Genomic DNA, 26,548 nt, shown 5'->3' with positions numbered 1-26,548 from the left:
CCCGTCAGCATGACCACCGTCCGAGCCGATCGCCTCCAGCGGTCACCAGCCACGTCCAGGGCGACCCCCGCCGAACCGACCGAACCGCTCGACCCCGCCGCGCGGACCCGGCGGCGCCGGCAGCGCCGCCGCAGCCAGCTCACCGCCTGGGCGTTCATCGCGCCCCTGGTCGGCTACCTCGCCGCCTTCTACCTCTATCCGCTGTACCGCAACCTCGATCTGAGCCTGCACCACTACACGGTCCGCTCCTTCGTCGACAACGACGCCCCGTTCTCGGGCTGGGCCAACTACTCCCAGGTGCTGCACGACCCGACGTTCTGGCCGGCCATGCGCAACACCATGGTGTTCACGCTGGTCTCGATCCTGCTGCAGTACGCGGCCGGACTGGCGCTGGCGGTCTTCTTCAACCGCGGCTTCCGGCTGTCCGGCACGCTGCGGGCGCTGTTCCTGGTGCCCTGGCTGCTCCCGCTGATCGTCTCCTCCTCGACCTGGGCCTGGATGCTCAACAGCGAGTCCGGGGTGGTCAACTACGGACTGCACCTGGTGGGGGTGGCACCGGTGGACTGGCTCACCTCGCCCAGCTGGGCGCTGACCTCGGTGATCGTCGCCAACATCTGGATCGGCATCCCGTTCAACCTGGTGATCCTCTACAGCGGCCTGCAGAACATCCCCGGCGAGCTCTACGAGGCGGCCTCGCTCGACGGCGCCGGGACCTGGCAGCAGTTCCGCCGGATCACCTTCCCGCTGCTGCGACCGGTCTCGGCGATCACGCTGCTGCTCGGCCTGGTCTACACGCTCAAGGTCTTCGACCTGATCTGGATCATGACAAAGGGCGGTCCCGGGAACGCCTCGTCCACCCTGGCCACCTGGTCCTACCGGTTCGGATTCGGCTCGCTGCTGCCGCAGTTCGGCCCCGGGGCCGCGGTCGGCAACATCCTCATCCTGATCGCCCTGGTCTTCGGCCTGCTCTACATCCGCGTCCAGAGGAGGCAGAACGCATGACCCGCTCCCGCACCAGGACGGCCGTCGGCGTCGTGCTCACCGCACTGATGCTGTTCCCGGTCTACTGGATGGTCAATGTCTCGCTGACGCCGCAGCAGGACATGCGCAAGGACCCGCCGGACCTCTTCCCGCTGCATCCCACCTTCCAGGGCTACCAGGCCGTCCTCAACGACCAGCTGCCCTATCTGCTCACCAGCCTGCTGATCGGCCTGGGCACGGTGGCGCTGACCCTCGCGGTCTCGGCCCCGGCCGCCTACGCGCTGGCCAAGCTGCGTCCCCGGGGCGGCGGGGTGCTCGGCATGGTGCTGCTGATCGCGCAGATGATCCCCGGCATCGTGATGGCCATGGGGTTCTACGGGATCTTCCTCAACTACGGTCTGATGAACACCTGGTGGGGCCTGATCGTGGCCGACTCCACCATCGCCGTGCCGTTCGGCGTGATGATCTTCACCGCGTTCATGTCCGGCATCCCGGACGAGCTGACCGCCGCAGCGCTGATCGACGGCGCCGGCAGCGTCCGCACCTTCTGGTCGGTGGTGCTGCCGGTCAGCCGCAACGCGCTGGTGACCGTCTCGCTGTTCAGCTTCCTGTGGGCCTGGTCCGACTTCGTCTTCGCCAACACCCTCGACAGCGGCGGCTCCATGCAGCCGATCACCCTCGGCATCTACCGCTACATCGGCAACAACAACCAGGAGTGGAACGCGATCATGGCCACCGCCGTGGTGGCCTCGATCCCCGCCGCGCTCCTGCTCGTGCTGGCCCAGCGCTATGTCGCGGCCGGCGTCACCGCCGGTGCGGTCAAGGACTGAACCGCCGCCGGCCCCTCGTACCGCTCCTCCGCACCACGGCACCAACCGCCCGGCACCACCCACCCGGCACCCGTCAGGAGAGCACCCGTGACCACAGCAGGTTCCCGTGCGGGCAGGGCAACCGCCCTGCTCGGCACCGTAGCCCTCGCCGTCTCGGCCACCACCCTGGGCAGCACCGCAGCCCATGCCGCACCCAGCGCCGCCACCACCCTGGTGGTCGACGCCAACCAGCCCTTCCGCACCGTCACCCATGTCGCCTCGGGCAGCCTCTACGGGCTGGCCAACGCCGGAGTCCCGGCCGCGAGTGTGGTCGCGCCGCTGCACCCCAACACCTTCGTCCAGATGGCGCCGGGCGGTACCCAGCTGCCCAACGGCGAGCCGGCCCCGGCCGGCGACGCGCTGAAGGTGGCCGCCGAGGCCGCCGGCGCCGGGGCCAAGGTGGTGGTCCGGATGCCCGACTGGTACCCCAACTTCCCCTACCAGTGGGTGAGCTGGAGCAACTGGCTGTCCGCCGTGGACACCCAGGTCGCCTCGGTCAAGGCGTCCGGCGCGAGCAACATCAGCGCCTACGAGCTGTGGAACGAGCCCGACTGGACCTGGAACACCAGCTCGGCGGGCAGCTTCGACTCCGGCTGGGCCACCACCTACAAGGAGGTGCGCGCCAAGGACACCAGCACGCCGATCCAGGGCCCGAGCTACTCGGCCTGGAACCTGGGCTGGATGACCACCTTCCTCACCGACGCCAAGGCCAGCGGCACCCTCCCCGACATCGTCAGCTGGCACGAACTGCAGGGCGACGCCAACATCGCCGCGGACGTGGCCGCCTACCGCAACCTGGAGACCACTCTGGGGATCAGCCCGCGGCCGATCGCCATCGAGGAGTACGGCACCACCAGCGAGGTCGGCGTGCCCGGCGCGATGGTCGGCTATGTCGCCAAGTTCGAGCGCGCCGGGGTGAACAACGCCGAGATGGCCTTCTGGAACCACTACGGCACCCTCGGCGACACCCTGGTGGACACCGGCGGCGCACCGAACGGCGCCTACTGGCTCTACTCCTGGTACGGGTCGATGACCGGCAGCATGGTCACCACCGTGCCGCCCGCGCAGACCGGCATCGACGGCGCCGCCTCCGTCAACAGCGCCGGCAACCAGGTCAGCGTGGTCTTCGGCGGCGGCAGTGGCGCCAGCGCGGTCACCGTCAACGGGCTCGGCTCGCTGAGCGCCTTCGGCAGCACCGTGCACGTCAAGCTGGAGTACACCCCCTCGCTGGGCCGCACCACCGCCGTCTCCGCCCCGTTCACCATCTCCGACACGGACTACCCGGTCGTCAACGGCTCGATCACGGTGCCGGTGGCCACCAACGCGGCCTACGGCTACCACCTGGTGGTCACCCCCAGCGGCAGCTCCAGCACGCTGGCCGGGACCTACCAGATCACCAACGTCAACAGCGGCCTGGCACTGGACACCGCGGGCGCCGGCACCGCCCAGGGCACCCTGGTCGACCAGGCCGCCTCCAGCAGCGGCAGCGACCAGTCCTGGACGCTGACGGCCGCCGGATCCGGCCTCTACAAGATCGTCAACAAGGCCAGTGGTCTGCTGCTGGGCATCACCAACGCCGGCACCGCCGACGGCGGCACCGCGCTGATCTGGGGTGACAACGGCACCGCGGACCACCTGTGGCAGCTGATCCCGGCCGGCAGCGGCCACTACAAGATCGCCAACTACAACAGCGGTCTGCTGCTCGGCGTCAGCAACATGAGCACCGCCTCCGGCGCCCAGGTGCTGCAGTGGGACGACAACGGCACCGCCGACCACCTGTGGAACCTGACCGCCCGCTGACCCGGCGGCGCCACCGGCCCGCCCCCGCCGTCCTGGACCTCAGGGCGGCGGGGGCAGCGGCTGTTCGGACCAGATGGTCTTGCCCCGGGGGTTGTAGCGGGTGCCCCAGCGGCTGCTGACGTGCATCACCAGGAAGAGCCCGCGGCCGCCCTCGTCGCCGTCGGCGGCCAGCCGCATGTGCGGTGCGCTGCTGCTGGCGTCGGAGACCTCGCAGGAGAGCGTGCCGGCCCGGATCAGCCGCAGCGTCACCGCCCCCTGGCCGTAGCGGATGGCGTTGGTGACCAGCTCGCTGACGATCAGTTCGGTGGAGTCGACCAGCTCGTCGAGCCCCCAGGCGGTGAGCTGGCGCCGGGTCAGATCGCGGGCGGTGGAGACGATGGACGGCTCGGCCGGCAGGGTCCAGTGCGCGACCTGGTCGGCGTCCAGCACGCTGGTGCGGGCCAGCAGCAGGATGGCGTCCTGCTCGGGGCGGTCGGTGGCCAGGGCGTAGGCGACGGCGTCGCACAGCGACTGCAGGTCCTGGTCGGGCTGGGCCAGCACCTGGGCCAGCCGGCCGCTCCCGTTCCCGCTCCCGTTCCTGGCTCCGTCGGCATTCCCGTTCCCGTTCCCGCTCGCGCCGCCCGCGGCCCGCAGGCCGTCGGTGGCCAGGGCGAGCAGGCTGCCGGGCGGCAGCCGCAGCTGCGCCGAGGGGTAGCCCGCCTCGCCGGAGCCCAGCCGGGCTCCCACCGGGACGTCCAGCGGCAGCTCGGTGCCGTCCGGGCCGAGGACCAGCGGCGTGCGGTGCCCGGCGCTGGCACCGTCGCAGCCGCCGGTGACCGGGTCGTAGACCAGGTAGAGGCAGGAGGCGGTGGCCGGCTCGCCGCCGCTGTCGCGGGCCAGCCGCTGCATGGTCTCGTCCAGCCGGCCCAGCAGCTCGTCCGGGGCCAGGTCCTGGGCGGCCAGGGTCTGCACCGCGGTGCGCAGCTGGCCCATGGCCGCGGCGGTCTCGATGCCGTGGCCGGCGACCTCCCCGACCACCAGGGCCACCCGGGCCCCGGACAGCGGGACCAGGTCGTACCAGGCGCCGCCGGTGCCCGCGGGCAGGTAGAGGTGGGCCGTGGTGATCGCGGCCAGCGGCGGGGGCGGGGAGGGCAGCAGATGGCGCTGGAGCGCGGTGGCGATCGAGCGCTGCCGGGTGAAGCTGTGCGCCCGTTCGACGCTCATGGCGGCCCGCGCGGCCAGCTCCCCGGCCAGTTCCAGGTCCCGCTCGGTGAAGGGCTCCCGGTGCCGGTCCCGGTAGAAGCCGACCAGGCCGAAGAGCACCCCGTGCGCGGCCAGCGGGGCCACGATCAGCGAGTCCACCAGGGCGTCGTCCACCTGGCCGGCGCCGGGGGAGCGCAGGTAGGGCCACTGGTCCAGTCCCTGTTCGGCCAGGTCGGTGAGCAGCCGCGGCCGCAGGTCCTCCAGGCTCTGGGTGAACGGGGTGGGGAACGGCACCGTGGTCAGCGCCCCGAGCTGCACGGAGCCGGGCTGCTGCGCGCCGGTGGAGCGGTGCGCCACCCGGCGCAGCGGCAGTGCGGCGTCCACCGGGCCCGGGCGCAGTTCCTGGCCGCGCAGGGCGTCGTCGCGCAGGTCCACCACGACCGTGTCGGCGAACCTGGGCACCGCGACCACCGCCAGCTCGTCGGCGGTGGCGGCCGGGTCCAGTGAGGTCCCGATGGTCCGGTGGCCTTCGTGCAGGGTGGCCAGGCGCTCCAGGGCCTGCTCACGCTCGGTGACGTCCTCGACCACGGCGGCGAGACCCAGCACCTGCCGCGCCTCGTCCCTGAGCCGGAACAGCGAGACCGAGGCCACCATCTCCCGGGTCGGGTCGCCGGGCGGGAAGCCCCGCACCAGCCGGCCGCGGACGGCGGTTCCGGAGGCCAGCACGGCGCGGGCGAGGTCGGCCACCTCCGGGGTGATCATGTCCGGGGCGACCTCGTCCAGCCGGTGGCCGCGCACATCGTCGTCGGGCAGGCCGCGGACGCCGCGGGCGGTGTGGTTGAAGCGGACCACCCGGAACTGGTCGTCCAGGATGAACAGGCCGGACAGGGCCTCCTGGAACAGGGCGTCCAGCAGGGCCGTGTCGGTCGCGGCCGGCCGTCTCCCGGGCATCTCCGCCTCCGTCCCTGCTCCGTTGCGCCGGTTCACCATCAGCATCACAGCGCTCCGGTGTGCCGCAACTCGGCCGGCCGGACGGTTGCTCCGCCGGGGATGGGTGGGAGACGTGTCGGTCCCCGATGAATCGGTGGTCTGCCGTTCCACGAACGTTCAACCGTCGGCCCCTGACTGCGGTGTGGTCATGTCATAGGTTCCCTGAGTGTCTTGTGAGAAGGGGCTATGGGGACGCAACGTGTGGTGCGGGCTCGTGGGGTGACCAAGTGCTTCGGCGATGTCGTCGCACTGGACGGTGTCGACCTGGATCTGCTGCCCGGGCGGATCCACGGTCTGGTCGGGCCGAACGGCGCGGGCAAGACGACGCTGCTCGGGCTGCTGCTCGGGCTGGCCGTCGCCGACTCCGGCGACCTCGAGATCCTGGGCAGGCCGGTCGGGCGGGCCCTGGCGGCCCCCGGCGGCGTCGCCGGATTCGTGGACGGGCCCGGCCTGTACCCCTCGCTGACCGCCCGGCAGAACCTGGCCGCGCTGGCCGCCCTGCGCGGCCAGGACGCCCGGACGGCGCGGCCGCGGATCGACGGCGCGCTGGCCGAGGTCGGGCTCACCGACGTCGCCGACGACAAGGCGCGCGGCTTCTCGCTGGGGATGCGTCAGCGGCTCGGTCTGGCCGCCGCCCTGCTCACCGACCCCCGGCTGCTGGTGCTCGACGAGCCCGCCAACGGTCTCGACCCGGCCGGCAAGAAGCACGTCCACGGCGTGCTCACCCGGCTCGCGGCCGAGGGCACCACGGTGGTGCTGTCCAGCCACCGGATGGACGACCTGGAGGCGCTCTGCTCCGAGGTCACCATTCTGGCCACCGGACGGGTCCGCTTCTCCGGCCCGCTGGACAAGCTGGCGGGGGAGAGCCGTGAGCTGGAGTACCGGCTGCTCAGCTCGGCCCCGGAGGCCACGCGCCGGCTGGCCGCGGGGACGGCCGGGATCCGCGTGGTCGAGGAGTCGGCGGCCTGGCGCGGCGCCGAGGCGCTGGTCGTCAGCGCGCAGCTGCCCGCGCTGGACGAACTGGTGGCCGCACTGGTGCGGGCGGACATCGCGGTGCGCGAGCTGGCCCCCGTGGTGTCGCCGCTGGAGGCCGCGTTCCTGGCCCTGACCGAGCAGCAGGAGGCCGACGCATGACCATGACCGTCGCCGACGACCAGGTCGACGGCACCGAGGCCGGCCCCGAGCCCGACGCCGTCCGGGTGCCGGTGACCCGCGCCTACCGCTTCGAACTGGTCAAGCTGGTCTCGCAGTGGCGGATCCGGCTGCTGGTGCTGGTCTGCTGGATCGTGCCGGGGCTGTTCGTCGCCGCGGTGAGCCAGCAGAGCACGCTGCCCACCGACACCCTCTTCGGCCGCTGGATGCACGCCACCGGATGGGCCGGACCGCTGGTGGTGCTGGGCTTCGCCGGCTCCTGGGCGCTGCCGCTGATCACCTCGGTGGTCGCCGGCGACGTGTTCGCCGCCGAGGACCGGCTCGGGACCTGGCGCCATCTGCTGGTGGCGGTCCGCTCGCTGCGGCGGATCTTCGCGGCCAAGGCGCTGGCGGCGCTGACCGTCATCCTGCTGCTGGTGGCCGGGCTGGTGGCGTCCGCCTCGGTCGGCGGCCTGCTGTCGGTCGGCGACCAGCGGCTGGTCGGCCTCGACGGTCATCTGCTGTCGCCCTCCGGCGCGGCCGGGAACGTGCTGCTCGCCTGGGTCTGCGTGCTCGCCCCCACGCTGGCACTGGCCGCGATCGGGCTGCTCGGGTCGGTCGTGCTGGGGCGCTCCCCGATGGGGCTGCTGCTGCCGGCGCTGGTCGCGGTCGCGATGCAGTTGGCGCAGATGCTGCCGCTGCCGGTCGCGCTGCGCCTGGCCCTGCCCGGTTACGCCTTCATCGCCTGGCACGGGCTGTTCACCAGCCCGGGGCAGCCGCGCGAGCTGCTGATCTCGGTCGCGGTCAGCCTGGTGTGGATGGCGGTGGCCACCTGGCTGGCCTACCGGCTGTTCCTGCGGCGGGACTTCACCAATGCGAGCGACGACGGCATCGGGCGCCGCGCGCTCCCGGTCGCGCTGCTGCCGCTGGTCGCCCTGCTGGCCGTCGGTTTCGGCGCCGTCGCGGTGGCCACACCCTCGCTGGGCTCCGGGATCTCGCAGGCCAAGGTGCAGCAGTCGGTGGCCACCGCCTTCGCCCACCTCTACCGGCTGCAGACCGAGCAGCTGCAGCGCCCCGCCGTCACCGAGGCGCAGCTGCAGGCCACCGCGGTGTGCGACCGCAGCGACGGCCAGGTCGACCCCGAGGGTCCGGGCAACGACTGGCGCTGCGTCGTCAGCTGGCACCTGCCCGGCGCCGCGGCCCCCGGGTCTGCGGTCTACCAGCTCGACGTCACCTCGGACGGCCGGATCGAGGCCGACGGTGACGGTCCGAAGGACGTGAACGGCTATTTCCTGGTGCGGACCCCGACCGGGGACGCGCCGAACCCGCTGTGGCAGTTCGACAGTGATGTCGAGCTGATCCCCGCCTCCCCGAAGGGATGAGTCCATGCAGGTAACGCGCCGTCGCCGGGATGTCGAGAAGGAGCAGTTGGTCCTCCTCGGAAGATCCGTCAGCCGCCGGGCAACGCTGGTCACCGCATGCGTGACCGCGCTCGCCCTGGCCGCCACCGGCACTGCCTTCGCCTCGACGCACCAGTTCGGCACCCAGCAGGTCGGCCAGGTCACCTCAAAGGGCCAGGTCATCTCCAGCGACCAGTACATCGCCCCGTACGGCAGCCGGCTGGTCATCAACGACGGCAAGATCATGTCGTCCACGGTCAGCCCGGACGGCGGCCACCTCGCCGCCGCGGTCACCGACGGCGACGCCGCGCTGGTGGTGGTGGACCTGAAGACCGGTCAGGTGAAGCAGCGGATCGGCAGCGCCGCCGCGGACGACCTGCACATCAGCAGCAGCTCGGTGGGCCAGGAGGGCCCGACGTACTCGCCCGACGGCACGCAGCTGTGGCTGGGTCAGACCGACGGCTACACCAGGTTCACCGTGAACCCGGACGGCACCCTGGCCAACCCGGTGGCCGTGCCGATCCCGGCCGACGGCGCCAAGCACGCGCTGGTCGGCGCGGCGGTGTTCTCGGCCGACGGCTCGACCGTGTACTCCGCCGTCAACGGGCAGAACCGGGTGGTGGCCATCGACGCCGCCACCGGGACGGTCGAGCAGAGCTGGGCAGTGGGCAACGCCCCGCGCGGCCTGGCCCTGGTCGGCGGCAAGCTCTACGTCAGCAACGAGGGCGGGCGGGCGGCGAAGGCCGGGGAGTACACCCTCAACTCCTACAACACCCAGGTGCCGGCCAGCCCGGTGACCGGTGCCACCACCACCGGCACGGTCAGCGTCATCGACCTGACGAACCCCTCCGCCGCCGTCGGCAGCATCGACGTCGGCCTGCACCCGACTGCGGTGTACGCCAAGCAGGGAGCGGTGTTCGTCACCGACACCGCCAGCAACGACGTCGCGGTCATCGACACCAAGCGCGGCAGGGTCGTGCAGACCATCGCCACCCAGCCCTGGCCGGAGGCGTCGGTGGGCTACGAGCCCGACGCGGTCACACTGACCGACGACGGCCACCTGCTGGTGACGCTCGGCCGGGCCAACGCGGTCGCGGTCTACCGGTACACCCGGCCGCAGGAGCCGGTCAGCTATGTCGGCCTGCTGCCGACCGACTACTTCCCCGCCGAGATCACCACCGTGGGCACGAAGGTGGTGGTCTCCAACACCCGTGGCATCGACGCCCTGCGGCCCACCACCGCGGCCGGCCACGACACCCACGACACCACCTCCAGCCTGACCCAGTTCACCCTGCCCAGCGACAGTGTCATCAGGGCCCAGACCGCCAAGGTCTTCCAGCAGAACGGCTGGACCAAGGGCGCGGTCACGCTGGCCACGGGCAAGGCGAGCAGCCACGCCAAGCCGGTGCCGGTCCCGGCGCAGATAGGCGCCCCGTCGACGATCAAGCACGTCTTCCTGATCGTCAAGGAGAACCGCACCTACGACCAGCTGTTCGGCGACATGGCGCAGGGCAACGGCGATGCCGCGCTGGCCCAGTTCGGCGAGAACGTGACGCCCAACCAGCACGCGCTGGCCGAGCAGTTCGGTCTCTACGACAACACCTACGACATCGGCACCAACTCCGCCGAGGGCCACAACTGGCTGATGCAGGCCGACGACCCGGAGTACACCGAGTCCTCGGCCGGCGAGTACCTGCGCAGCTACGACACCGAGGACGACGCGCTCGGGCACCAGGAGTCCGGCTTCCTGTGGACCGGCGCGCAGGCCGCGGGCAAGACCGTGCGGGACTTCGGCGAGTTCCAGCAGTTCCTCACCAAGCCGGCCACGGCCAGCTGGCAGAACCTGTACTGCGACGCCAAGACCATGGACGCCACCGGCCAGGGCACCGCCTACACCCTGAACTCCTCCTCGCCGATCCCCTCCCTCAACAGCGTGTCGGTGCCCGGCTTCCCCAAGTTCGACACCAGCGTCCCGGACCTGTACCGGTACGAGATCTGGAAGCAGGACTTCGAGAAGAACGGCCCGGCGAACCTGAACATGTTCTGGCTCTCCAGCGACCACACCGGCGGCCCGGCGAGCCCGGCCGCGCAGGTCGCCGACAACGACCTGGCCACAGGCAAGATGATCGACGAGATCACCCACAGCAAGTACTGGAAGGACTCGGCGATCTTCGTGGTCGAGGACGACTCCCAGGCCGGCCTGGACCACGTCGACGGCCACCGGGCCCCGATCCAGATCATCAGCCCCTACGCCCAGCGCACCGGCGTGGTCGACGACCACTACTACACGCAGATCACGATGATCCGCACCATCGAGCAGATCCTCGGGATCCACCCGATGAACCAGAAGGACAGCGCGGCCACCCCGATGACCGCGGCCTTCACCAGCAAGCCGAACTACACGCCGTTCACCGCGCTGCCCAACCGGACCTCGCTGACCGACGGCCTCGCCACGCCGCCCAGTTGCGGCGTCGACACCCCGGCGCCGCAGGACCCCGCCGCCGCGACGGTGCCGGCCACGACCACGCCGCCGGCCAGTGAGAAGGCGGTCGCGGCCAAGTGGGCCGGCTGGAAGGCGCAGCAGCGGCTCACCGGCACCAACGCGGTGCCCGACTACGCCAACCCGGCCCAGATGAACCACCTGACCTGGTACGAGACCCACAACTGGAAGACGCCCTACCCGGGCGAGACCACGATCTACGCCCCGAACGATGTGCCGGGCGCGTACATCCCCTCCTCCGACACCGACGGCTGACGGTCCGTCATGACGCCGCTTCTCTGAGGCGGCGTTAAGGCCGGCCGATGGGTGCCCGAAGGCGCGGTTGGTGTGCTGGTCGAGGTGTCGGGGACGGACCCCGGCACCTCGACCGGAAGAAGGACACCATGCGTTCCAAGACCCGTCTGGCGGTCGCGACCGTGGCGATCGCCCTGCTGACCGGCGGCAGCGTGGCCGCCGCCGAGGCCTCGACCGCCACCCCGTCCAGCGCCTCGCCGACCGTCACCTGCAAGACGCCCGCACCGGGCGGCTCCGCCAACCCGGGCCCCGGCGGCAAGAAGCCCATGGTGCCGCCGGGTACCCCGGACCCGCAGGAGAGCGCTGCCCTCGCCAGGATCCTCGGCGTGAGCCGGGCCCGGGCTACCGCCGTCCTGGAGCGGCTCGACGTCCTCTCCCGCGGGACCGTCCACGGCGTCGAGGTCACCGACCCGGGGTTCCGCTCGCTGGCCGCCTCGCTGGGACTGACGCCCACTCAGTTCAACACGGATCTGATGCACATGAAGGAGTCGCTGTCCGCCATGCCGGCTCCGTCCGGGTCCGCGAAGAGCTGACGGTGCGCCGGTCCGGGCGGAGCACAATGGGCTGATGCGGATCCTGGTGGCCGACGACGACCCGGCCGTGCGGCGGTCCCTGGGTCATGCGCTGCGCCGCGACGGCTTCACCGTCACCGAGGCGGCGGACGGCACGGCCGCGCTGGCGGGCGTCGTCGAGGCGCGGCCGGCGGCGATCGTGCTGGATGTGATGATGCCCGAGCCGAACGGGCTGGAGGTGTGCCGGATCCTGCGCCGGCGCGGGGACGAGACCCCGATCCTCATCCTGACCGCCCGCGACCTGGTCGCCGACCGGGTCGCCGGGCTGGACGCGGGCGCCGACGACTACCTGGTCAAGCCGTTCGCCCTGGACGAGCTGCGGGCCCGGCTCCGGGCGCTGCTGCGGCGCAGCTCGCGGACGCTGGAGGCGCGGGAACTGCTGCGCTACGCGGACCTGGAGCTGGACGCCGCGCAGTGCCGGGTCCGCCGCGGCGGCCGGCTGCTGGCGCTGACCCGCACCGAGTACGCGCTGCTGGAGCTGTTCCTGCGCAACCCGCGCCGGGTGCTGGGCCGCAGTGCGATCTTCGAGGCGGTGTGGGGCTACGACTTCGGCCCCGGGTCGAATGCGCTCTGGGTCTACATCAGCTACCTGCGGGGCAAGTTGGAGGCCGGGGGCGAGCCGCGGCTGATCCAGACCGTGCGCGGACTCGGCTATGTGCTGCGGGAGGAGCCGTGACCCGAGGAGCCGTGACCCGAGGAGCCGTGAGCGGGTGAGCCTGCGCAACCGCGTCGCGCTGGCCGGCGGACTGGTGGTGGCCGCCGCCCTGCTGCTGGCCGCACTGGTGCTCTACCCCTCGGCCGACCGCGACCTGCACGACCAGTTGGACAGCACCCTGGTGTCCACCGCGGCCAGCTCGCCCAGGTTCAGCCAGGCGCTGAAGCAGAAGGTGTCCCAGTCCGGCGACGGCTTCCCGGCCACCGGCGTGCTGGACATCGGCGGCACGCTGGTGCAGTTCCTGCCGTCACCGGTGCAGCCCGGCAGGGCGGAACTGGCCGACATCACCGTCCAGGACACCGCCGTCGCCACCGGCAGCCGGTCCGCCTACTTCAGCGACGCCGACTACCAGGGCCGCGCCTACCGGGTCTACACCTCCCAGTTCGACAGCAGCAGCGGCTCCCTGGTCCGGGTCGCCAAGCCGCTGTCGGACACCCTGGACGCGCTGCACCGGCTGGAGCTGCTGCTGGTCGGACTGGTCCTCGGCGGCGCGCTGACCGCCGCCTTCGCGGCCCGGCTGCTGGCCGGTCGGCTGCTGCGTCCGGTCGGCCGGTTGACCGAGACCGTCGAGCAGGTGACGGTGACTCAGGATCTGACCTCCCGGGCGGACGGCGGCCTCGCCGACATCGGTGGCCGGGACGAGATCGGACGGCTGGCACGGTCCTTCTCGGCGATGATGGGGGCGCTGGACGGCTCGGTCTCCGCCCAGCGCCAGCTGGTCGCGGACGCCTCGCACGAGCTGCGCACCCCGCTGACCAGCATCACCACCAACCTGGAACTGCTGGCCGAGCCGGGCGGACTCGCCGATCCGCAGGCGCCGGCCCTGGTACGGGCCGCGCTGGAGCAGAGCGAGGAGCTCAAGCGCCTGGTCAACGACCTGGTCGAGCTGGCCCGCTACGGCCGCGCGCAGGTGCACACCGAGGAGGTCAGGGTCGACCTGCTGGCCCAGGAGGTGGTCGACCGGGCCGCCCGGCGCTCGCCCGGACTGCGCTTCGCCGTACTGTCGCCGTCCGACCCGGAGGACTGCGTGGTGGTGGCCGACCCGGAGGCGCTGGCCCGGGCGCTGGGCAACCTGGTCGACAACGCGGCCAAGTGGAGCCCGGACGGCGGCGCGGTCGAGCTCGCGGTCGCGTTCACGCCCGGACGGGACCGGATCTGCTGCACCGTCACCGACCAGGGCCCCGGCATCGACGAGGCCGACCGGCCGTTCGTCTTCGACCGCTTCTACCGCGCCACCGCGGCCCGGGCCCGACCGGGCTCGGGCCTGGGCCTGTCCATCGTCCGGCAGATCGCGGAGACCCACGGCGGGACCGTCGCGGTGCTGCCCGCCGAGCGCGGTGCGCGGCTGCGCCTGGAACTACCGCTGGGGGCGGTTCAGGGCAGCAGGTAGGTGGCCTGGACCGGGTAGTGGTCGCTGGGGGCGTTGGTGTCCAGTTGTCCGCTGGTCCAGCCGGCCTGCGGGTCGAAGTCGATGTGCACGGTCGGCAGCGCGGCCGGGACCGGGCGGGTGCCGTCCTGGAGGTAGCCCAGGTAGTCCAGGTCGTCCTGGTAGGTGCTGGTGAACGACTCGACACCGGACATGTACTGGCACCACGAGGAGACCGGGCAGTCCATGGTGTACCGGCTCTGGGACGGGTCCAGGGCCGGGCTGCCGAGCACACCGCCGACGGCGGCCTGGGCGTTGGCGTAGTCGCCGCGGGAGGCGCCGGCGTAGTACTCGACATTGAGGTCGCCGCCGATCAGGACCGGCGCGGAGGTGCCGACGATCTGGTCGGTCCAGCTCCGGATCTCGCCGAGCTGGGCCAGCCGGGTGCGCTGGGTGGTGTCGGTGGAGGTCCCCGACTGGTCGGCCTGCAGATGGGTGCCGACCACCCAGGTGGGGGTGCCGTTGACGTCGAGCTCGGCCAGGGCCGCGCCCTTGTTGGCGTTGTAGTCCCAGGTGCCGGAGGTGGAGTTGGAGAAGATGTGCGCGTACTGGGCCAGGATGGGGTACTTGGACAGGATCAGGGTGCCGCCGTTGATGACGAACGGGGAGTTGGAGCAGTCGCCGCTGATGCCGGTCCAGCCGCCGCCCGAGCAGACCTTGCCGACCACCGGTGTGGCGTAGGGGTAGAGGTCGGCCAGGGCGGCCGGGATCTTGGCGTCGGAGGTGTTGTTGAAGGCCTCGTCCAGGATGACCACGTCGGCGTCGTTCTTGCGGATGATCGCCTCGACGGTGGGGGTGCGTCCGGCGGCGTTCTCCTTCTCGACCGTGTCGACCACGGCGGTGCCCAGGTCCACGTTCCAGGCGAACACCGACAGCGTGGTCGGCGCCGCCGCGGCGGCGTGGGCGGGCGCGGCGGCGAGGCCGGCGACGGTGATCGCCGCGGCGACCGCGTGACCGAGGCGGCACATCGGAAGACTGGCGTTCATGGGGACTCCAAGCGTCATCTTGTCTGAACAAGTGAAGGACGAGAAGGACGCTAGAGGTTCACGGGGAAGAAGGGAATACCCACCAGTAACTATCTGATGCACGCTCAGTGACCCATCTGGTCAGCCGAGATGAACGTTCGGTGGCGAACCTAGCGGTGCCGGCTGCCGCGGTCCCTGCGCACCAGGGCCAGGGTGACGGTGCCGACAGCGGTCAGGGCCAGGGCCCCGAGGAGCACCTCGGGCTGGGTGGGGTCGGTGCCGGTCGCGGCCAGGTCCGGACGGTGGGTGTGCGCTTCGTTCTCGTCGCTGCTCGGCGCGGGGGTGCTCGACGAGGTTCCGGAGCCGGACGACGAGGACGACGTGGGGGACGCGGACCCGGAGGGGGTCGGGATGTCGGTGTTGGCCGGGCTCGGGCTGGCGCTGGTGCAGCTGATGGTGGCGGTGAACGGGAAGTAGTGCAGCTCGCCGGCGTTGACGGCCGATCCGGAGGACGGGATCAGCGGCCCGTGAACCAGTGAGCGGACGATGATGTCGCCCTCGATGTTGGACGGGTCGACGTCGGTCAGCAGGGCCCGCGGGGCGTAGATGGTGCCTTCGATGCTGTCGCCGGTGGACACGGTGATGTCGGTGGCGTCGGGGAAGTTCCACAGCAGTGAGGGGATGGCGGTCTTCTGCAGTCCGGCCATGTTCGGGGTGTTCCAGACGAACTTGCCCCCGGTGGCCGTGGTGTCCACCACGATCATCAGCGGTCCGCTGCTGCTGGGCTGGTCCAGGAAGGTCAGCTCGGAGATGTTGTTGAGCATCGCCCCGGTGAGGTGCAGCACATTGGTGTGGCTGCTGGAGAGGTGGATCTTGATGTTGGAGCCGGCCGGGATCACGCTCTGGTCGGGTAGCGCGACGCCGTTGCCGTCCAGCAGGGTGACATTGGTGGGGCAGGCGGCCATGTCCGTGGAGCGTTGGCGGTAGGCGGCGAACAGCGCGTCGAAGTCGATCAGGCCGGGGTGCGGGCCGACCGCGCTGAGGGGCTCCTGGCTGTTGAGTTCGATCCGCGGCACGCTGTTGTAGCCGGCGCCGGAGACCACCTCCTGGGTGTTGACCGAGGCCCCGTTGCCGTCGGTGTTCAGTACGTCGGCCCCGGTCAGCGAGCCCACCTTGAGGTAGCCGCCGGAGAGCACCTTCAACACCCCGGTCGGGGAACTGCCGGCGAAGTCCACCGAGCCGTTGACCAGCAGGGCGGTCGGTTTGCTGTCGCCGGGGGCGGTGTAGCCCCCGGCGGAGTTCAGCGAGACGTTGTACCCCGGACCGAAGCTCAGGTTGCCGCCGATGGCGATCGGTCCCTCGGACTCGGTGCTCCCCAGCACGGCGTTGTTCTCGACCACCACGCCGAAGCCCTTGCTCCCGTCCACCGGATTGCCGCTGTAGCCGCCGGCTCTGGCCCCGGCGGCCGGCGACAGCTGAGGCGGCGTCATGGCCACTGCCGTCGAGGCGAGCAGGAGACCTCCGCCCAGGGCGGTCACACACAGGGAGAGCGGGCTGCGCAGGGTGATGATCACCCGCAGGACGCTAACCAGCGGCCCCTCCCGGGCCACGGTGGCGCGCCGCCCTCCGGCCGGACGTACCCGTCCGGAGCAGGCGTGCGGCCCGGTGGGGGAGTACCCCGCCGGGCCGCGTGCAGGGACCGGGTTCAGCCGGTGTAGCCGGCGAACATCTTGGAGAACTCGTAGGGCGTCTGGGCGATGTCGGTGCACTGGGACAGTCCGCCGGTGCAGGCGTTGGCGTCCCTGGTGACCTCCCAGAAGGCCAGCTCCCCGAGGTGGTCCTGCTTGGCGAAGGTGATCAGCTGCTGCGCGTCGGCCAGGCCGAAGACCTCGCTGGGGTTGTCGTTCTGCCCCAGCATCGGGGTGACCCCGACCATGGCCCAGGCCTGGGCGTCGGTCAGACCCGTCCAGACCTGCTTGATCTGCGCCTGGGTGGACTGCGCGGACTGGATCGCGTAGGTGCCCATCTTCCCGGCGGGCGACGGCGCGGCCGAGTCGCCGAAGTCCATCGCCATCACGTTGACGGCGTTCACCACCACGCCGGCGTTCTTGGCGGACTGCAGGACGTAGACGCCGTCGGCGGTCAGGCCGTTGGGCAGCACCGGCAGCGTCAGGGTGACCTTGAGGTCCCGGCCCTTGGCCCGCTGCGCCGCCTGGACCTGGGCGATCGCCGCCGACCTGCGGTCGATGGAGGCGTGGTCGGCCACCGCGGAGCCCTCGATGTCGAAGTCGATGCGGTCCAGCGCGTAGGCGTCGACCACCTTCTGGTACTGCGCGGCCAGCGCCGCCACGGTGGTGCAGGACTGGGCCAGCTCGGTGCCGTTGGCGCCGCCGAAGGAGGGCCGGACGTCGCCGCCGGCCGCCCGGATCGCGTCGAAGTCGGCCTTCTCCCAGCCGGAGGCCGGATCGTAGGCGCCGAACCAGCTGGCGGTGCAGGGGGTGCTGCCGTTGATGAGGAAGCCCAGCGAGAACTGCTTGAGCCCGGTCGCCGCCGCGATCGCCGGCAGGCTGGGCGTGGGCCAGGCGCCGAGGTCCACATAGGGCGCGGCGGTGCCGGGGACGGTGCCGCTGCCGGCGACCCCGGTCACCGCGGCCGAGTGCGGCGACTCGTTGCCGGCCGCGTCGAAGGCGGCGACGCTGACGGTGTGGCTGCTACCGGCCAGCAGTCCGGTGAGGTTGGCGGTGGTCGCGGTGACCGTCGCCACCAGCGCAGTGCCCTCGTAGAGGTGGTATCCGGCGACGCCGACATTGTCGGTGGAGGCCTTCCAGGACAGCGAGATGCTGCCGGGCCCGGTGCCGCTGACGGCCAGTCCGGTGGGCGTCGAGGGCGCGACGGTGTCGGCCGGGACGCCCTGGCAGGGCTGACTGTTGATCAGGCAGTCGGCCGGCGGGGTCTGGGTGGCACCGGTGGAGATGTCCATACCGACCACATCGGCGGTCGCGCCCGGGGCGAGCGGGGACGCCCAGCTGGGGGCGGTGATGGTGTAGGTGTTGCCGGACTTGGTGAGGGTGCCGTTCCAGACGCTGGTGACCGCTTCGCCGCTGGGGAGGTCGAAGACCAGGGACCAGGTGTTGACGGTCGCGTTGGTGTTGTTGGTGATGGTGTAGGTGCCCTCGAGACCGCCCTGCCAGCTCTGGGTGACGGCGAAGGCGGCCATCAGTCCGGTGAGGCCGGAGGCGGCCCGGGCAGTGGCGGGAGCCAGGAGCGGCGCAGCGAGCAGGGCCGCGGCGGCTGCCGTCGCGGTGGCGGTGGCGGTGAGTCTGGACCGGGCCGCGGTCGAGGGCATGGCGGGACGCCTCATCGGCGGGTTCTCCTCAGCGTGGGGGCAGCACAGGTCATGTGCTGCTGAGGTGTGTGGGGGCGTACTGCCGCGGCCCTCTCACGATGGTCCAGACCAATACTCGGCGTCAAGGGAATGGCCGGTACATGACCGGTTCCGGTAATGCGCTTTCCAGGGCGCCCGGCTGACGGTTAGTCTCCGAGCGACCCGAAACCCCCGAGGAGTTGGAATGCCCGGCCGATCGAGCACGCGCTGACGCCGTAGGTCCCGACCGACCTGTCATCGCGTGCTGCCCGTGGAGTGCGGCACAGCGACCTTTCTCGCGCCGGTACGCCGGCGGTTCTGTGCTGAGCAGCTTCAGGGGTTTCCGTGTCGTGTGTCCGTTCCAGTCGTTCCGACCGATCGCAGCCGCCACCGCGGAGCCTGTGGCGGGACGGTGACTTCCGCAGGCTCTGGGCGGGGCAGACCGCCTCGCAGTTCGGCGAGCAGTCCGCGCAGACGGTGCTGCCGCTGGTCGCGGTACTCACGCTCGGCGCGGGGGCCGAACAGCTCGGCGCCCTGCGCGCGGTCGAGCAGGCGCCGATCCTGCTGTGCTCGCTGCTGGTCGGGGCATGGGTGGACCGCAGGCGGACCCGAACGGTGATGGTGCCGGCGGATCTCGGCCGGGCGGCGGCGCTGGCCCTGGTCCCGGTCGCCGGTCTGCTCCGAGTGCTGGGTATGCCGGTGCTGTTCTCGGTCGCCCTGGTGGTGGGCGTGCTCTCGGTGTTCTTCGGGGTGGCCTGCCAGGCCTCGCTGGTGCGGCTGGTGCCGCGGGACCGGCTGGTGCGGGGCACCGTCGCGCTGGAGGGCAGCCGCTCCGCCGCGCAGCTGGGCGGCCCGGCCCTGGGCGGTGGGCTGGTGTCGCTGCTGTCGGCGCCGGTCGCGGTCCTCGCGGCGGCGCTGTGCTTCGCGCTGTCCTCGCTGTCGGTCCAGCGGATCCGGCGGGCCGAGACGGTGCCACCGGCGGCCGCGGGGGAGGTCCGGACGGGTCGTCAGATCCGGGAGGGGCTGCGGTTCGTGGCCGCGGACCCGGTGCTGCGTACGGTGGCGGTCTGCTCGGCCGCCTTCCAGTTCTCCTTCGCCGCGCTGATGACGGTCTACCTGCTGTTCCTGCCGCGCGCGCTGCACCTGTCCGGGGCGCAGGTGGGGCTGGTGTTCGCGGCCATGGGCCCGGGCGCGCTGGCGGGCTCGGTGCTGGCCGCCTGGCTGCCGGGGCGACTCGGCTACGGGCTGGTGCTGGTGGCCTCGGCGGCGCTCGGCGACGGGCTGGCGCTCTGGCTGCCGGCCCTGCACGGATCCGCCGCGGTCACGGTCCCGCTGCTGATGGCGGGCAGCCTGGTCTTCGGCGCCTGCGGCCAACTGGTCGACGTCACGGTGACGGCCGTACGGCAGGCGGTCACGCCGGTGCGGATCCAGGGGCGGGTGGTGGCCACGCTCAATTTCGTCGGCCTGGGTCTGACTCCGCTCGGCTCGCTGCTGGGCGGCTGGCTGGCCGGGCAGTGGGGGCTGCGCACGGCGCTGCTGGTGGCCGCCGCCGGGCAGCTGCTCTCGCCGTTGATCATGTCCCTGTCCCCGCTGGGCCGACTGGGGCGCAGCCTGCCGTCACCCGGTCAGGACGGGTGACGGCAGGTCGGCCGGGGGTGTGCGCGGACCGGTCAGACCAGGGTGCGCAGCGCCGCCGGGTCGTAGTCGGCCAGCTGGTCGAAGCGGCCGGCGAGGACCTTGGCGGCCCACTCCGGGTCCTGCAGCAGCGCCCGGCCGACGGCGACCAGGTCGAACTCGTCCCGCTCCAGTCGGTCCAGCAGGTCGTCGATGCCCCGGACCGGGGCGCTCTCGCCCTGGAAGCCGCGGATGAAGTCGCCGTCCAGGCCGATCGAGCCGACCGTGATCACCGGCTTGCCGGTGAGCTTCCTGGTCCAGCCGGCCAGGTTCAGGTCCGAGCCGTCGAACTCGGGCAGCCAGTAGCGGCGGGTGGAGGCGTGGAAGGCGTCCACGCCCGCTGCGGCCAGCGGCGCGAGCACCGCGTCGAGCTCGGCCGGGGTGGCGGCGATCCGGGCGTCGTAGTTGTCGGACTTCCACTGCGAGTAACGGAAGATCACCGGGAAGTCCGGGGAGACCGCGGCGCGCACCGCGGCCACGATCTCGGCGCCGAACCTGGTGCGGGCCACCGGGTCGCCGCCGTAGCCGTCGGCGCGGCGGTTGGTGCCGTGCCACAGGAACTGGTCGATGAGGTAGCCGTGGGCACCGTGCAGCTCGACGCCGTCGAAGCCGATCCGCTCGGCGTCGGCCGCGCCCTGGGCGAAGGCGGCGATGACGTCGTCCAGGTCGGCCTGGGTCATCGCCTTCCCGGCGCCCTCGGTGCCGTCCAGCCGGATCCCCGAGGGGCCCACCGCGGGGGCGTCAGCGTACGGGGGCTGGCCGGCGTTCCGGGCCATGCCGATGTGCCACAGCTGCGGGACGATGGTGCCGCCCTCCGCGTGCACCGCCTCGGCGACCTTCGCCCAGCCGGCCAGCTGCTCCTCGCCGTGGAAGCGCGGGACGTTGTCGCTCGACCCGGCGGACTCGTGGTCGACGTAGGTTCCCTCGGTCACGATCAGCCCGACTCCGCCGGCGGCACGCCGGGCGTAGTAGGCAGCGACGGCCTCGCCGGGGATCCCTCCGGGCGAGAACTGCCGGGTCATCGGGGCCATCGCGATCCGGTTCGGCACGGTCAGGCCACCGATGGTGATCGGTCGCGACAGGAGCTGGGCCGCGCGGGCGGCGGAGGGGCTGGAGGGACTGACGGACACGGGTGGGGCTCCAGGGATCGGGAACGGTGAACGACTACCGAGGACGGACAACCGTGCCGAGGGCTGTGGCATTCCGCCCCCGCCGGGGCGTTGCCGCAGCTCAGATGTCCGATATAAGGCCTATGTGAACCCCGGCACATTCCATTGCCTCCGGGCGGAGCGCCTGCCTAGCCTGCTGGTTCCGCCGCACGCGGACCTCGCCACCGGGACGCCGAATCCTGTCCGCCCGGTGGCAGGAACTCGAATCGCTCCACGGGCAGGAGCGGGGGACCCAGGTCAGTCGCCGGACCGAGCGCCGTGACAGGCGCCACCGGCTAGGGGTGAACGTCGCACCACACGCGACCGGGCGTCCTCCGTGCCCGAACCCGACAGCTCACCTCGCAGGCGTCGCAGAGGAACCCCTTCATGCGCATACCTGCCACTGCCTCCGCACGCCTCGGCGCGGCCGTCGGGATGGCCGGTGCCGCCGCGCTGGCCGCCGTCTCACTGGCCACCCCGGCCCAGGCCGCGACCAGGGTCACCCAGGACCGGCTCACCCCGACCTCACTGACCGCCGGCACCGCGTCGACCGCCGGGCTCACGGTGCACTCCAGCCGCTGCTTCACCGCCGCCACGCTCGGCGTCGGCGTCCGCGACGCGGCCGGGAACAACCTGGACTTCCCCGGGTCGGCGTCCGACGTCCGGATCTGCCCGGGCGGGGTCTCCATCACCACCGGCAGCCGCACGCTGCCCGCCGGGAGCTACACCGAGTTCGGCTTCTGGCAGGACAGCGCGGGCGCCTGGCACAACCTGGCCTCGCAGACCCTGACCGTCACCGCCGCGGCGGCCTCCGGCGGCACGGCCTCCTCCGGTACCAGCTCCACCGGCACCACCTCCTCCGGTACCACCTCCACTGCGGCGGCCGCCGCCGGAAAGTCGCTGACCTGGTCCGACGAGTTCAGCAGCCCGATCTCCTGGGGATCGCGCTGGGTCGGCGACAGCAGCAGCTCCTACGCCTACGGCGACCACAACCCGGGCGACAACAAGCTCGACTGGCTCGACCAGAACGACGTCAGCGTCGCCGACGGCGTCGCCACCTTCACCGCGCAGCCGTCCTCGCACACCCTGGAGAACGGCAAGCAGGCCTGGACCACCGGCCTGCTCACCACCGAGGGCTCGAAGGAGGGCTTCCAGGTCAAGACCGGCGACTACGTCGAGGCCCGGGTCAAGCTGCCCTCCGCCGCGGGCGCCTGGCCGGCCCTGTGGACCTGGAAGGACGGCAACGGGGAGATCGACTCCTTCGAGTACCACCCCGACAACGCCGATCTGCTGGAGCTGACCAACCACGTCAACGCCGCGCAGGACTACTACACTAACGCCTCGGCGGTGGCCCCCGGCAGCTGGGTGACCATCGGCACCTACTACGGCGCGAACTCGGTGGACTGGTACGTCAACGGCACCAAGGTGTACTCGGACGACACCGGCGTCGGCGCCAACTGGTCCGCCTACCTGATCCTCAATCTGTCGATCAGCGCCGGGCAGTACCACTCGGCGCCGACCTCCACCAGCCCGATCAGCTTCTCCGCGGACTACGTCCGGGTCTACCGCTGACCTAGCGCCGACGACCCGTGCGCCGGCGGTGTCCGCCGCCGGCCCCGACGGCGGACCTGCGGCGGTTGCGCAGCAGCAGGGTGGCGCCGGTCGCCAGCAGGGCGGCGGTCGCACCGGCCAGGCCGAGGGTGGGTACGGAGCTGCCGGTCTGCGCCAGGTCGCCGGACGCGCCGGCGACCTGGGCGGGGGAGGCGGACGCGGCGGCTGCTGCCGCAGTGCTGCCCGTCGGCGTCGCTCCGGTTGCCGCCGCGGTGGCGCCGGTGCTCGCGCTCGGGTGCGCGTCGGCCGTCGCCTGCGCGGCCGTCCCGGTGGTCCAGCCGTGCCCGGCCGGGACGGCCTTGTCGGTCAGGGTCAGTGAGCCGCTGCCGGTCTTGTTCAGCGTCCCGCCGACGATCCGGCCGCTGAAGACGGTGGACGTGGAGGTGTCCACGGTCAGGGTGTTGTCGCCGAGCAGGATGGTGCTGCCCTGGACGCCGGACAGGCTGTGCACGGTCTGGTCGCCCGCCTTGCGCAGGTCCAGCACGGCCCCCGGGCGGGTCAGCGCGACGCCGCTGCCGGTGGCCAGGCTGCCGCCGGTGACGGCGAGGGTTCCCGCGGAGACCGTGGTGCTGCCGGTGTAACTGGTCGCGCCGGTCAGCGTGGTGGTGCCGGAGCCGGCCTGGACCAGGGAGCCGGAGCCGCTGATCCGGGACAGCGAGACGGCCTTGGCGGTGTTGCGGACCACCAGGGTGCCCCGGTCGTCGATGCTGTCCGCGGCCGTCCCGGTGAGCAGGCTGGAGTCGCCGCCTGCGGCCCCGGTGCCCAGGGTCAGTGTGGCCCCGGCGCCGATGGCGGTGGTGCCGTGGTAGTTCATCGGCGTCGCGAAGGTCACCGCGTTGCCCGGGTGGGCGATCAGGCTGATGTCGCTGTACGCGGGGGTGCTGAGCGAGTTGTGGTAGACGCCGCCGGATATCGGGGTGTCCAGGGTGACCGGCCCGTCGTAGTCGAAGGCCAGCGTGCCGTTGTTGTGGATGTTGATGTAGGAGTTGGCGGGGGTGGCCGGGAGGAAGAACCGGCTGGTGGTCCCGTCGCCCCACTGCACGTGCGCGCCTTCGATGTTGACGCCGCGGGTGTTGGCGTTGCCCACCGAGGTACTGAGGTTGAGCGACGGGTCGCTCAACGAGGGGTTGTTCGGCACCCCCTGGTCCGCGTAGCTGTACACCCCGCTGACGACGACCAGGCCGCCGCGCGCGGTGTGGAAGTTGATGTCGTTGCCGTAGTGGTCCTCGTAGAAGTCCTGACGCAGCCTCAGGGTGTAGTCGTACGGGGTGCCGACGATGGCCGAGCCCTCGTTGACGATGGCCTTGGCGTTGGGCAGCGCCAGCGGGTACCACGGCTTGGCCAGCGCCATTCCGGTGCCGTTGTAGATGACGCCGCTGAACGGGTGGGTGCCGGCCAGGTCCAGGGTCCCCCAGGTGAAGCGCGGTTGGATGACCAGCCCCGAGCCGCTGATGGTGCCGAGGTTGTAGTTCCGGTTCACGGTCTGCAGCACCAGGGTGCCGTCGACCCGGATGTTGTCCTCGTTCAGCGCGTAGCCCGGGGTGCCGTAGGGGTAGTGGCCGATGATGCCGGTCGAGCCGCCGGAGCTGTACTGCAGGGTGGCGCCGCGGCTGACGATCACGGCCGGCTGGTCGGGGTCGGTGACCGTGGTCACCGGATGGGCCGACCTGGTCGTGGTCACCGTCTGGTGGCGGCGCGACGCGGGCAGGGTGAAGTCGCTGTCCTTGGTGAGCACCAGGGTGCCGGAGCCGCCGGGGGCGTTCACGGTGAGCGTTCCGGCGCCGCTGATGACGCCATTGTAGGTGGTGGTCCCGGTGGGCAGGTTCACCACCGCGTCGCCGGTGAGGGTGACGTCCTGCCCGGCCCGGATCGCGGCGGTGATGTCGGTGGTGGCCGCCGAGGCCGTCAACTGCGAGGCCAGGAGCGGCGCGCCCACGGCCGCGAGTGCCACCGACCCGGCGACCACGACCCGTCCGCGGCGAATCCGGTGTGCGCCAGTCTGCTTGCCCATGTGCCCGTGTCTCCCGATGGTCGGATCGATTGCGATGCTCACCCTGGGAGATGCGGACGGCGCCGCCGCGATAACAGCTTTCGTCAGGACATGCGTCAGGACATGCGTCAGGACATGCGTCAGGACGTCAGCCGGGACTGCTGGGCGACCGAGAAGGGGTCGGCGGGGGAGGAGCGGGTCAGGTACTGCGGTACCGGGGCGGTGTCGTCGCCGGTGTCCCGGACCAGGCCGTAGCGGACCAGGCCGGCCGCCGGGTCGGGAGCCTGGTCGATGTCGTCGCTGACGGCCTGCCAGGTGCTGGGGGCGACGATCAGCGAGTAGCGCAGGCCGGCCTGGTCCAGGTGCAGGGTGACCGTGCCGTCCAGGTAGAAGTACTCGTTCTGCCACATCTGCTGGGCCCCCGCGACCAGCGTGTCGTAGCCCTGGTCGCGGTCGCCCATCCAGGTGCCGGCGACGGTGCTGCCCGGTTTGGGGTCGTCCATCCGCCGCCCGCCGCCGGAGGCGACATGGAACAGCCTGCCGCTGAGCCCGGTCCAGGTCGGCGGGAGGATCTGACCCACGGTCGGGAGCTGCCAGCGCACCAGGAGGTAGCCGCGGCCGGTGATGGTGAGGTTGTCGCCGCGGTGGTCCAGCACGTACATCTCGCCGGTGGCGCCGGGGTGTTGGGCCCCGAACGTGCCGGCGATGGACAGTGGAGCGGTCTGCGGCCGCTCCGGCAGCGGGCCGGGCTTCACGGTGGCGGGCGGGGCGGACTCCGCCTGGTCCACGGTCTGGCCGTAGACCGGGGCCGTGGGGGAGGCGGACGGGGTCGGAACGGCGCTGGGTGAGGTGGTGGGCGTGGCGGTGCTGACGGCCGTCGGGGCCACGCTGGGCGGGGTGGTGGCTGCGAGGTGCTGCGCCGGCTTGTGCGGGGGCCGGTCCAGGACGGCGTACCCGGCTGCGGCGCCGCCGCCCAGCGCCAGCGCGCCCGCGGCGGCGACGGCGACGGGTTTGGCCATCAGGTACTGCACCAGGTGCGCGGCGCGCCCGCCCAGGCCGGCGGCGTGGGTCGCGGTGGCATGGCCGGTGACGGCATGGGCGGCTCCGCCGTGCAGGAAGGTGAATGTGCCGACGCCGAGCCCCGGTGGTGGCGGCACCAGCGCGATCCCGGCGAGCAGTCCCTCCGGCGGCAGCAGGTCGCGCCAGTGCAGGGAGCAGTTCCGGCAGTCGGTGGCGTGCCGCACCACCCGCCTGCGCCAGAGCGGGGCCGGTATCCCGTCCCAACGGTCGGTCAGCGCGACCAGGTCCGGGCAGGGCGGGGTGCCGCGCAGTGCCCGGACCACGACCCTGGCCGCCTCCAGCCGTTCCTTGACCCGCTGCACCCGCACCGCCGTGTGCTGCGGCGTGAGGTGCAGCGCCTCGGCCAGCTCGGACCGGGTGAGCCGGCCGGCCGCCTCCAGCCACCACAGCGACAGCACGTCGCGCTCGGACGGCTCGATCCAGCGGGTGGCCTCCGCCAACTCCTGGCGCTGGTCCGACAGGTCCAGGCGGATGATGGTGACGTCGACGAAGTCCGCGTCCGGGTCGGGCAGGCCGAGCATCTCGTCCAGGAAGCCGGGCGCCGGCCGGGCCTGCTGCCGGCGCCACCGTTCGCGGACCTTCTGCATGGCGATCGAGACCAGCCAGGACCGGAAGCGCTCCGCGTCGCGCAGCCGGTCCAGGCCGTTGACCACGCTCAGCATGGTGTCCTGGACCACGTCGTCCACGTCCGCGTGGCCGCTCAGCGCCCGGCCCACGACGTTGTAGACCAGCGGCAGGCAGTCCGCGACCAGGTCGTCCAGAGCCCGTGGGTCCCCGGCGGTCGCGGCGGCCACGAGCTCGGTGTCCGGATTGTGCAGCACTGCCGTCGGTATCCTCTCGCGACTCTCGGACCCCC

General features: G+C 72.0%; 18 protein-coding genes and 1 riboswitch. Of the genes, 11 read left to right on the top strand and 7 right to left on the bottom strand.

Annotation, left to right across the window (positions count from 1 at the left end; genetic code table 11):
* Nucleotides 1-9 precede the first annotated feature (9 nt).
* The 3 genes from ABUW04_RS20220 to ABUW04_RS20210 all read left to right on the top strand — a co-directional run bounded on the left by ABUW04_RS20220 (nt 10) and on the right by ABUW04_RS20210 (nt 3,650).
* Entirely contained in the window at nt 10-1,002 is a 993-nt protein-coding gene (locus ABUW04_RS20220; protein WP_380566071.1) for a carbohydrate ABC transporter permease, read from the top strand.
* Entirely contained in the window at nt 999-1,811 is an 813-nt protein-coding gene (locus tag ABUW04_RS20215) for a carbohydrate ABC transporter permease (RefSeq protein WP_380566070.1), read from the top strand. Before ABUW04_RS20220 ends, ABUW04_RS20215 begins: the two co-directional genes overlap by 4 nt.
* Nucleotides 1,812-1,898: 87 nt before the next feature.
* Nucleotides 1,899-3,650, top strand: coding sequence for an RICIN domain-containing protein (locus ABUW04_RS20210; protein WP_380566069.1), 1,752 nt, complete (start codon nt 1,899-1,901; stop codon nt 3,648-3,650).
* A gap of 39 nt (nt 3,651-3,689) precedes the next feature.
* Here ABUW04_RS20210 and ABUW04_RS20205 read toward each other — a convergent pair whose 3' ends face one another.
* A complete protein-coding gene (locus ABUW04_RS20205) occupies nt 3,690-5,783 on the bottom strand; it encodes a SpoIIE family protein phosphatase (RefSeq protein WP_380566068.1) in 2,094 nt (697 codons plus the stop codon).
* 225 nt (nt 5,784-6,008) lie between these two features.
* Between ABUW04_RS20205 and ABUW04_RS20200 the strand changes: the two genes are divergently transcribed.
* The 6 genes from ABUW04_RS20200 to ABUW04_RS20175 all read left to right on the top strand — a co-directional run bounded on the left by ABUW04_RS20200 (nt 6,009) and on the right by ABUW04_RS20175 (nt 13,824).
* Nucleotides 6,009-6,956 (top strand): ABC transporter ATP-binding protein, encoded by a 948-nt coding sequence (locus tag ABUW04_RS20200; RefSeq protein ID WP_380566067.1) that lies wholly within the window; start codon nt 6,009-6,011, stop codon nt 6,954-6,956.
* A gap of 2 nt (nt 6,957-6,958) precedes the next feature.
* The gene (locus ABUW04_RS20195) at nt 6,959-8,335 is read left to right on the top strand and encodes an ABC transporter permease (RefSeq protein ID WP_380566365.1); all 1,377 of its coding nucleotides are present in this window, start codon (nt 6,959-6,961) and stop codon (nt 8,333-8,335) included.
* A 4-nt stretch (nt 8,336-8,339) separates the two neighbouring features.
* On the top strand, nt 8,340-11,108 hold the full coding sequence (locus ABUW04_RS20190) for a phosphoesterase (protein ID WP_380566066.1): 2,769 nt from the start codon (nt 8,340-8,342) through the stop codon (nt 11,106-11,108).
* A 128-nt stretch (nt 11,109-11,236) separates the two neighbouring features.
* A complete protein-coding gene (locus ABUW04_RS20185; protein WP_380566065.1) occupies nt 11,237-11,680 on the top strand; it encodes a hypothetical protein in 444 nt (147 codons plus the stop codon).
* A gap of 34 nt (nt 11,681-11,714) precedes the next feature.
* Entirely contained in the window at nt 11,715-12,395 is a 681-nt protein-coding gene (locus tag ABUW04_RS20180) for a response regulator transcription factor (protein ID WP_380566064.1), read from the top strand.
* 34 nt (nt 12,396-12,429) lie between these two features.
* Nucleotides 12,430-13,824 carry a sensor histidine kinase gene (locus ABUW04_RS20175; RefSeq protein ID WP_380566063.1) on the top strand — a complete coding sequence of 465 codons (1,395 nt, stop codon included), beginning with the start codon at nt 12,430-12,432 and terminating at the stop codon, nt 13,822-13,824.
* Here the strand turns inward: ABUW04_RS20175 and ABUW04_RS20170 are convergent.
* The 3 genes from ABUW04_RS20170 to ABUW04_RS20160 form a co-directional block, all read right to left on the bottom strand.
* Nucleotides 13,809-14,846, bottom strand: coding sequence for a sphingomyelin phosphodiesterase (locus tag ABUW04_RS20170; protein WP_380566062.1), 1,038 nt, complete (start codon nt 14,844-14,846; stop codon nt 13,809-13,811). The two genes, ABUW04_RS20175 and ABUW04_RS20170, sit on opposite strands and share 16 nt — an antisense overlap.
* Before the next feature lie 149 nt (nt 14,847-14,995).
* Complete coding sequence (locus ABUW04_RS20165; RefSeq protein ID WP_380566061.1) at nt 14,996-16,399, bottom strand: collagen-binding domain-containing protein; 1,404 nt, start codon at nt 16,397-16,399, stop codon at nt 14,996-14,998.
* Nucleotides 16,400-16,530: 131 nt separating this feature from the next.
* Nucleotides 16,531-18,186 (bottom strand): cellulose binding domain-containing protein, encoded by a 1,656-nt coding sequence (locus tag ABUW04_RS20160; protein ID WP_380566060.1) that lies wholly within the window; start codon nt 18,184-18,186, stop codon nt 16,531-16,533.
* A gap of 348 nt (nt 18,187-18,534) precedes the next feature.
* Here ABUW04_RS20160 and ABUW04_RS20155 point away from each other — a divergent pair, with 348 nt between their 5' ends.
* Entirely contained in the window at nt 18,535-19,827 is a 1,293-nt protein-coding gene (locus ABUW04_RS20155) for an MFS transporter (RefSeq protein WP_380566059.1), read from the top strand.
* Between the two features lie 32 nt (nt 19,828-19,859).
* Here the strand turns inward: ABUW04_RS20155 and ABUW04_RS20150 are convergent, their stop codons facing one another.
* The gene (locus ABUW04_RS20150; RefSeq protein ID WP_380566058.1) at nt 19,860-20,993 is read right to left on the bottom strand and encodes an NADH:flavin oxidoreductase; all 1,134 of its coding nucleotides are present in this window, start codon (nt 20,991-20,993) and stop codon (nt 19,860-19,862) included.
* Nucleotides 20,994-21,229: 236 nt separating this feature from the next.
* Nucleotides 21,230-21,395: riboswitch (cyclic di-AMP (ydaO/yuaA leader) on the top strand.
* Between the two features lie 3 nt (nt 21,396-21,398).
* On the opposite strand from ABUW04_RS20150, the gene ABUW04_RS20145 reads away from it, so the two are divergent.
* The gene (locus tag ABUW04_RS20145; protein WP_380566057.1) at nt 21,399-22,583 is read left to right on the top strand and encodes a glycoside hydrolase family 16 protein; all 1,185 of its coding nucleotides are present in this window, start codon (nt 21,399-21,401) and stop codon (nt 22,581-22,583) included.
* Between the two features lies 1 nt (nt 22,584).
* On the opposite strand, the gene ABUW04_RS20140 is transcribed toward ABUW04_RS20145, so the two are convergent.
* Both ABUW04_RS20140 and ABUW04_RS20135 read right to left on the bottom strand, forming a co-directional pair.
* Complete coding sequence (locus ABUW04_RS20140; protein WP_380566056.1) at nt 22,585-24,633, bottom strand: autotransporter-associated beta strand repeat-containing protein; 2,049 nt, start codon at nt 24,631-24,633, stop codon at nt 22,585-22,587.
* 119 nt (nt 24,634-24,752) lie between these two features.
* Nucleotides 24,753-26,513, bottom strand: coding sequence for an RNA polymerase sigma factor (locus ABUW04_RS20135; RefSeq protein ID WP_380566055.1), 1,761 nt, complete (start codon nt 26,511-26,513; stop codon nt 24,753-24,755).
* Nucleotides 26,514-26,548 lie beyond the last annotated feature (35 nt).

The organism is Streptacidiphilus jeojiensis (genome assembly GCF_042510965.1).
GTDB classification, from domain to species: domain Bacteria; phylum Actinomycetota; class Actinomycetes; order Streptomycetales; family Streptomycetaceae; genus Streptacidiphilus; species Streptacidiphilus jeojiensis.
The sequence above is the reverse complement of the archived record's forward strand: the minus strand, read 5'-3'. Positions and strand labels throughout refer to the sequence as shown.

What these genes read in the sequence shown, in the direction of transcription:
- ABUW04_RS20140 (WP_380566056.1), bottom strand. Translation starts at nt 24,633, where the DNA reads ATGGGCAAGCAGACTGGCGCACACCGGATTCGCCGCGGACGGGTCGTG.
- ABUW04_RS20190 (WP_380566066.1), top strand. Translation starts at nt 8,340, where the DNA reads ATGCAGGTAACGCGCCGTCGCCGGGATGTCGAGAAGGAGCAGTTGGTC.
- ABUW04_RS20200 (WP_380566067.1), top strand. Translation starts at nt 6,009, where the DNA reads ATGGGGACGCAACGTGTGGTGCGGGCTCGTGGGGTGACCAAGTGCTTC.
- ABUW04_RS20185 (WP_380566065.1), top strand. Translation starts at nt 11,237, where the DNA reads ATGCGTTCCAAGACCCGTCTGGCGGTCGCGACCGTGGCGATCGCCCTG.
- ABUW04_RS20170 (WP_380566062.1), bottom strand. Translation starts at nt 14,846, where the DNA reads ATGAACGCCAGTCTTCCGATGTGCCGCCTCGGTCACGCGGTCGCCGCG.
- ABUW04_RS20160 (WP_380566060.1), bottom strand. Translation starts at nt 18,186, where the DNA reads ATGAGGCGTCCCGCCATGCCCTCGACCGCGGCCCGGTCCAGACTCACC.
- ABUW04_RS20205 (WP_380566068.1), bottom strand. Translation starts at nt 5,783, where the DNA reads ATGCCCGGGAGACGGCCGGCCGCGACCGACACGGCCCTGCTGGACGCC.
- ABUW04_RS20215 (WP_380566070.1), top strand. Translation starts at nt 999, where the DNA reads ATGACCCGCTCCCGCACCAGGACGGCCGTCGGCGTCGTGCTCACCGCA.
- ABUW04_RS20195 (WP_380566365.1), top strand. Translation starts at nt 6,959, where the DNA reads ATGACCGTCGCCGACGACCAGGTCGACGGCACCGAGGCCGGCCCCGAG.
- ABUW04_RS20180 (WP_380566064.1), top strand. Translation starts at nt 11,715, where the DNA reads ATGCGGATCCTGGTGGCCGACGACGACCCGGCCGTGCGGCGGTCCCTG.
- ABUW04_RS20220 (WP_380566071.1), top strand. Translation starts at nt 10, where the DNA reads ATGACCACCGTCCGAGCCGATCGCCTCCAGCGGTCACCAGCCACGTCC.
- ABUW04_RS20145 (WP_380566057.1), top strand. Translation starts at nt 21,399, where the DNA reads ATGCGCATACCTGCCACTGCCTCCGCACGCCTCGGCGCGGCCGTCGGG.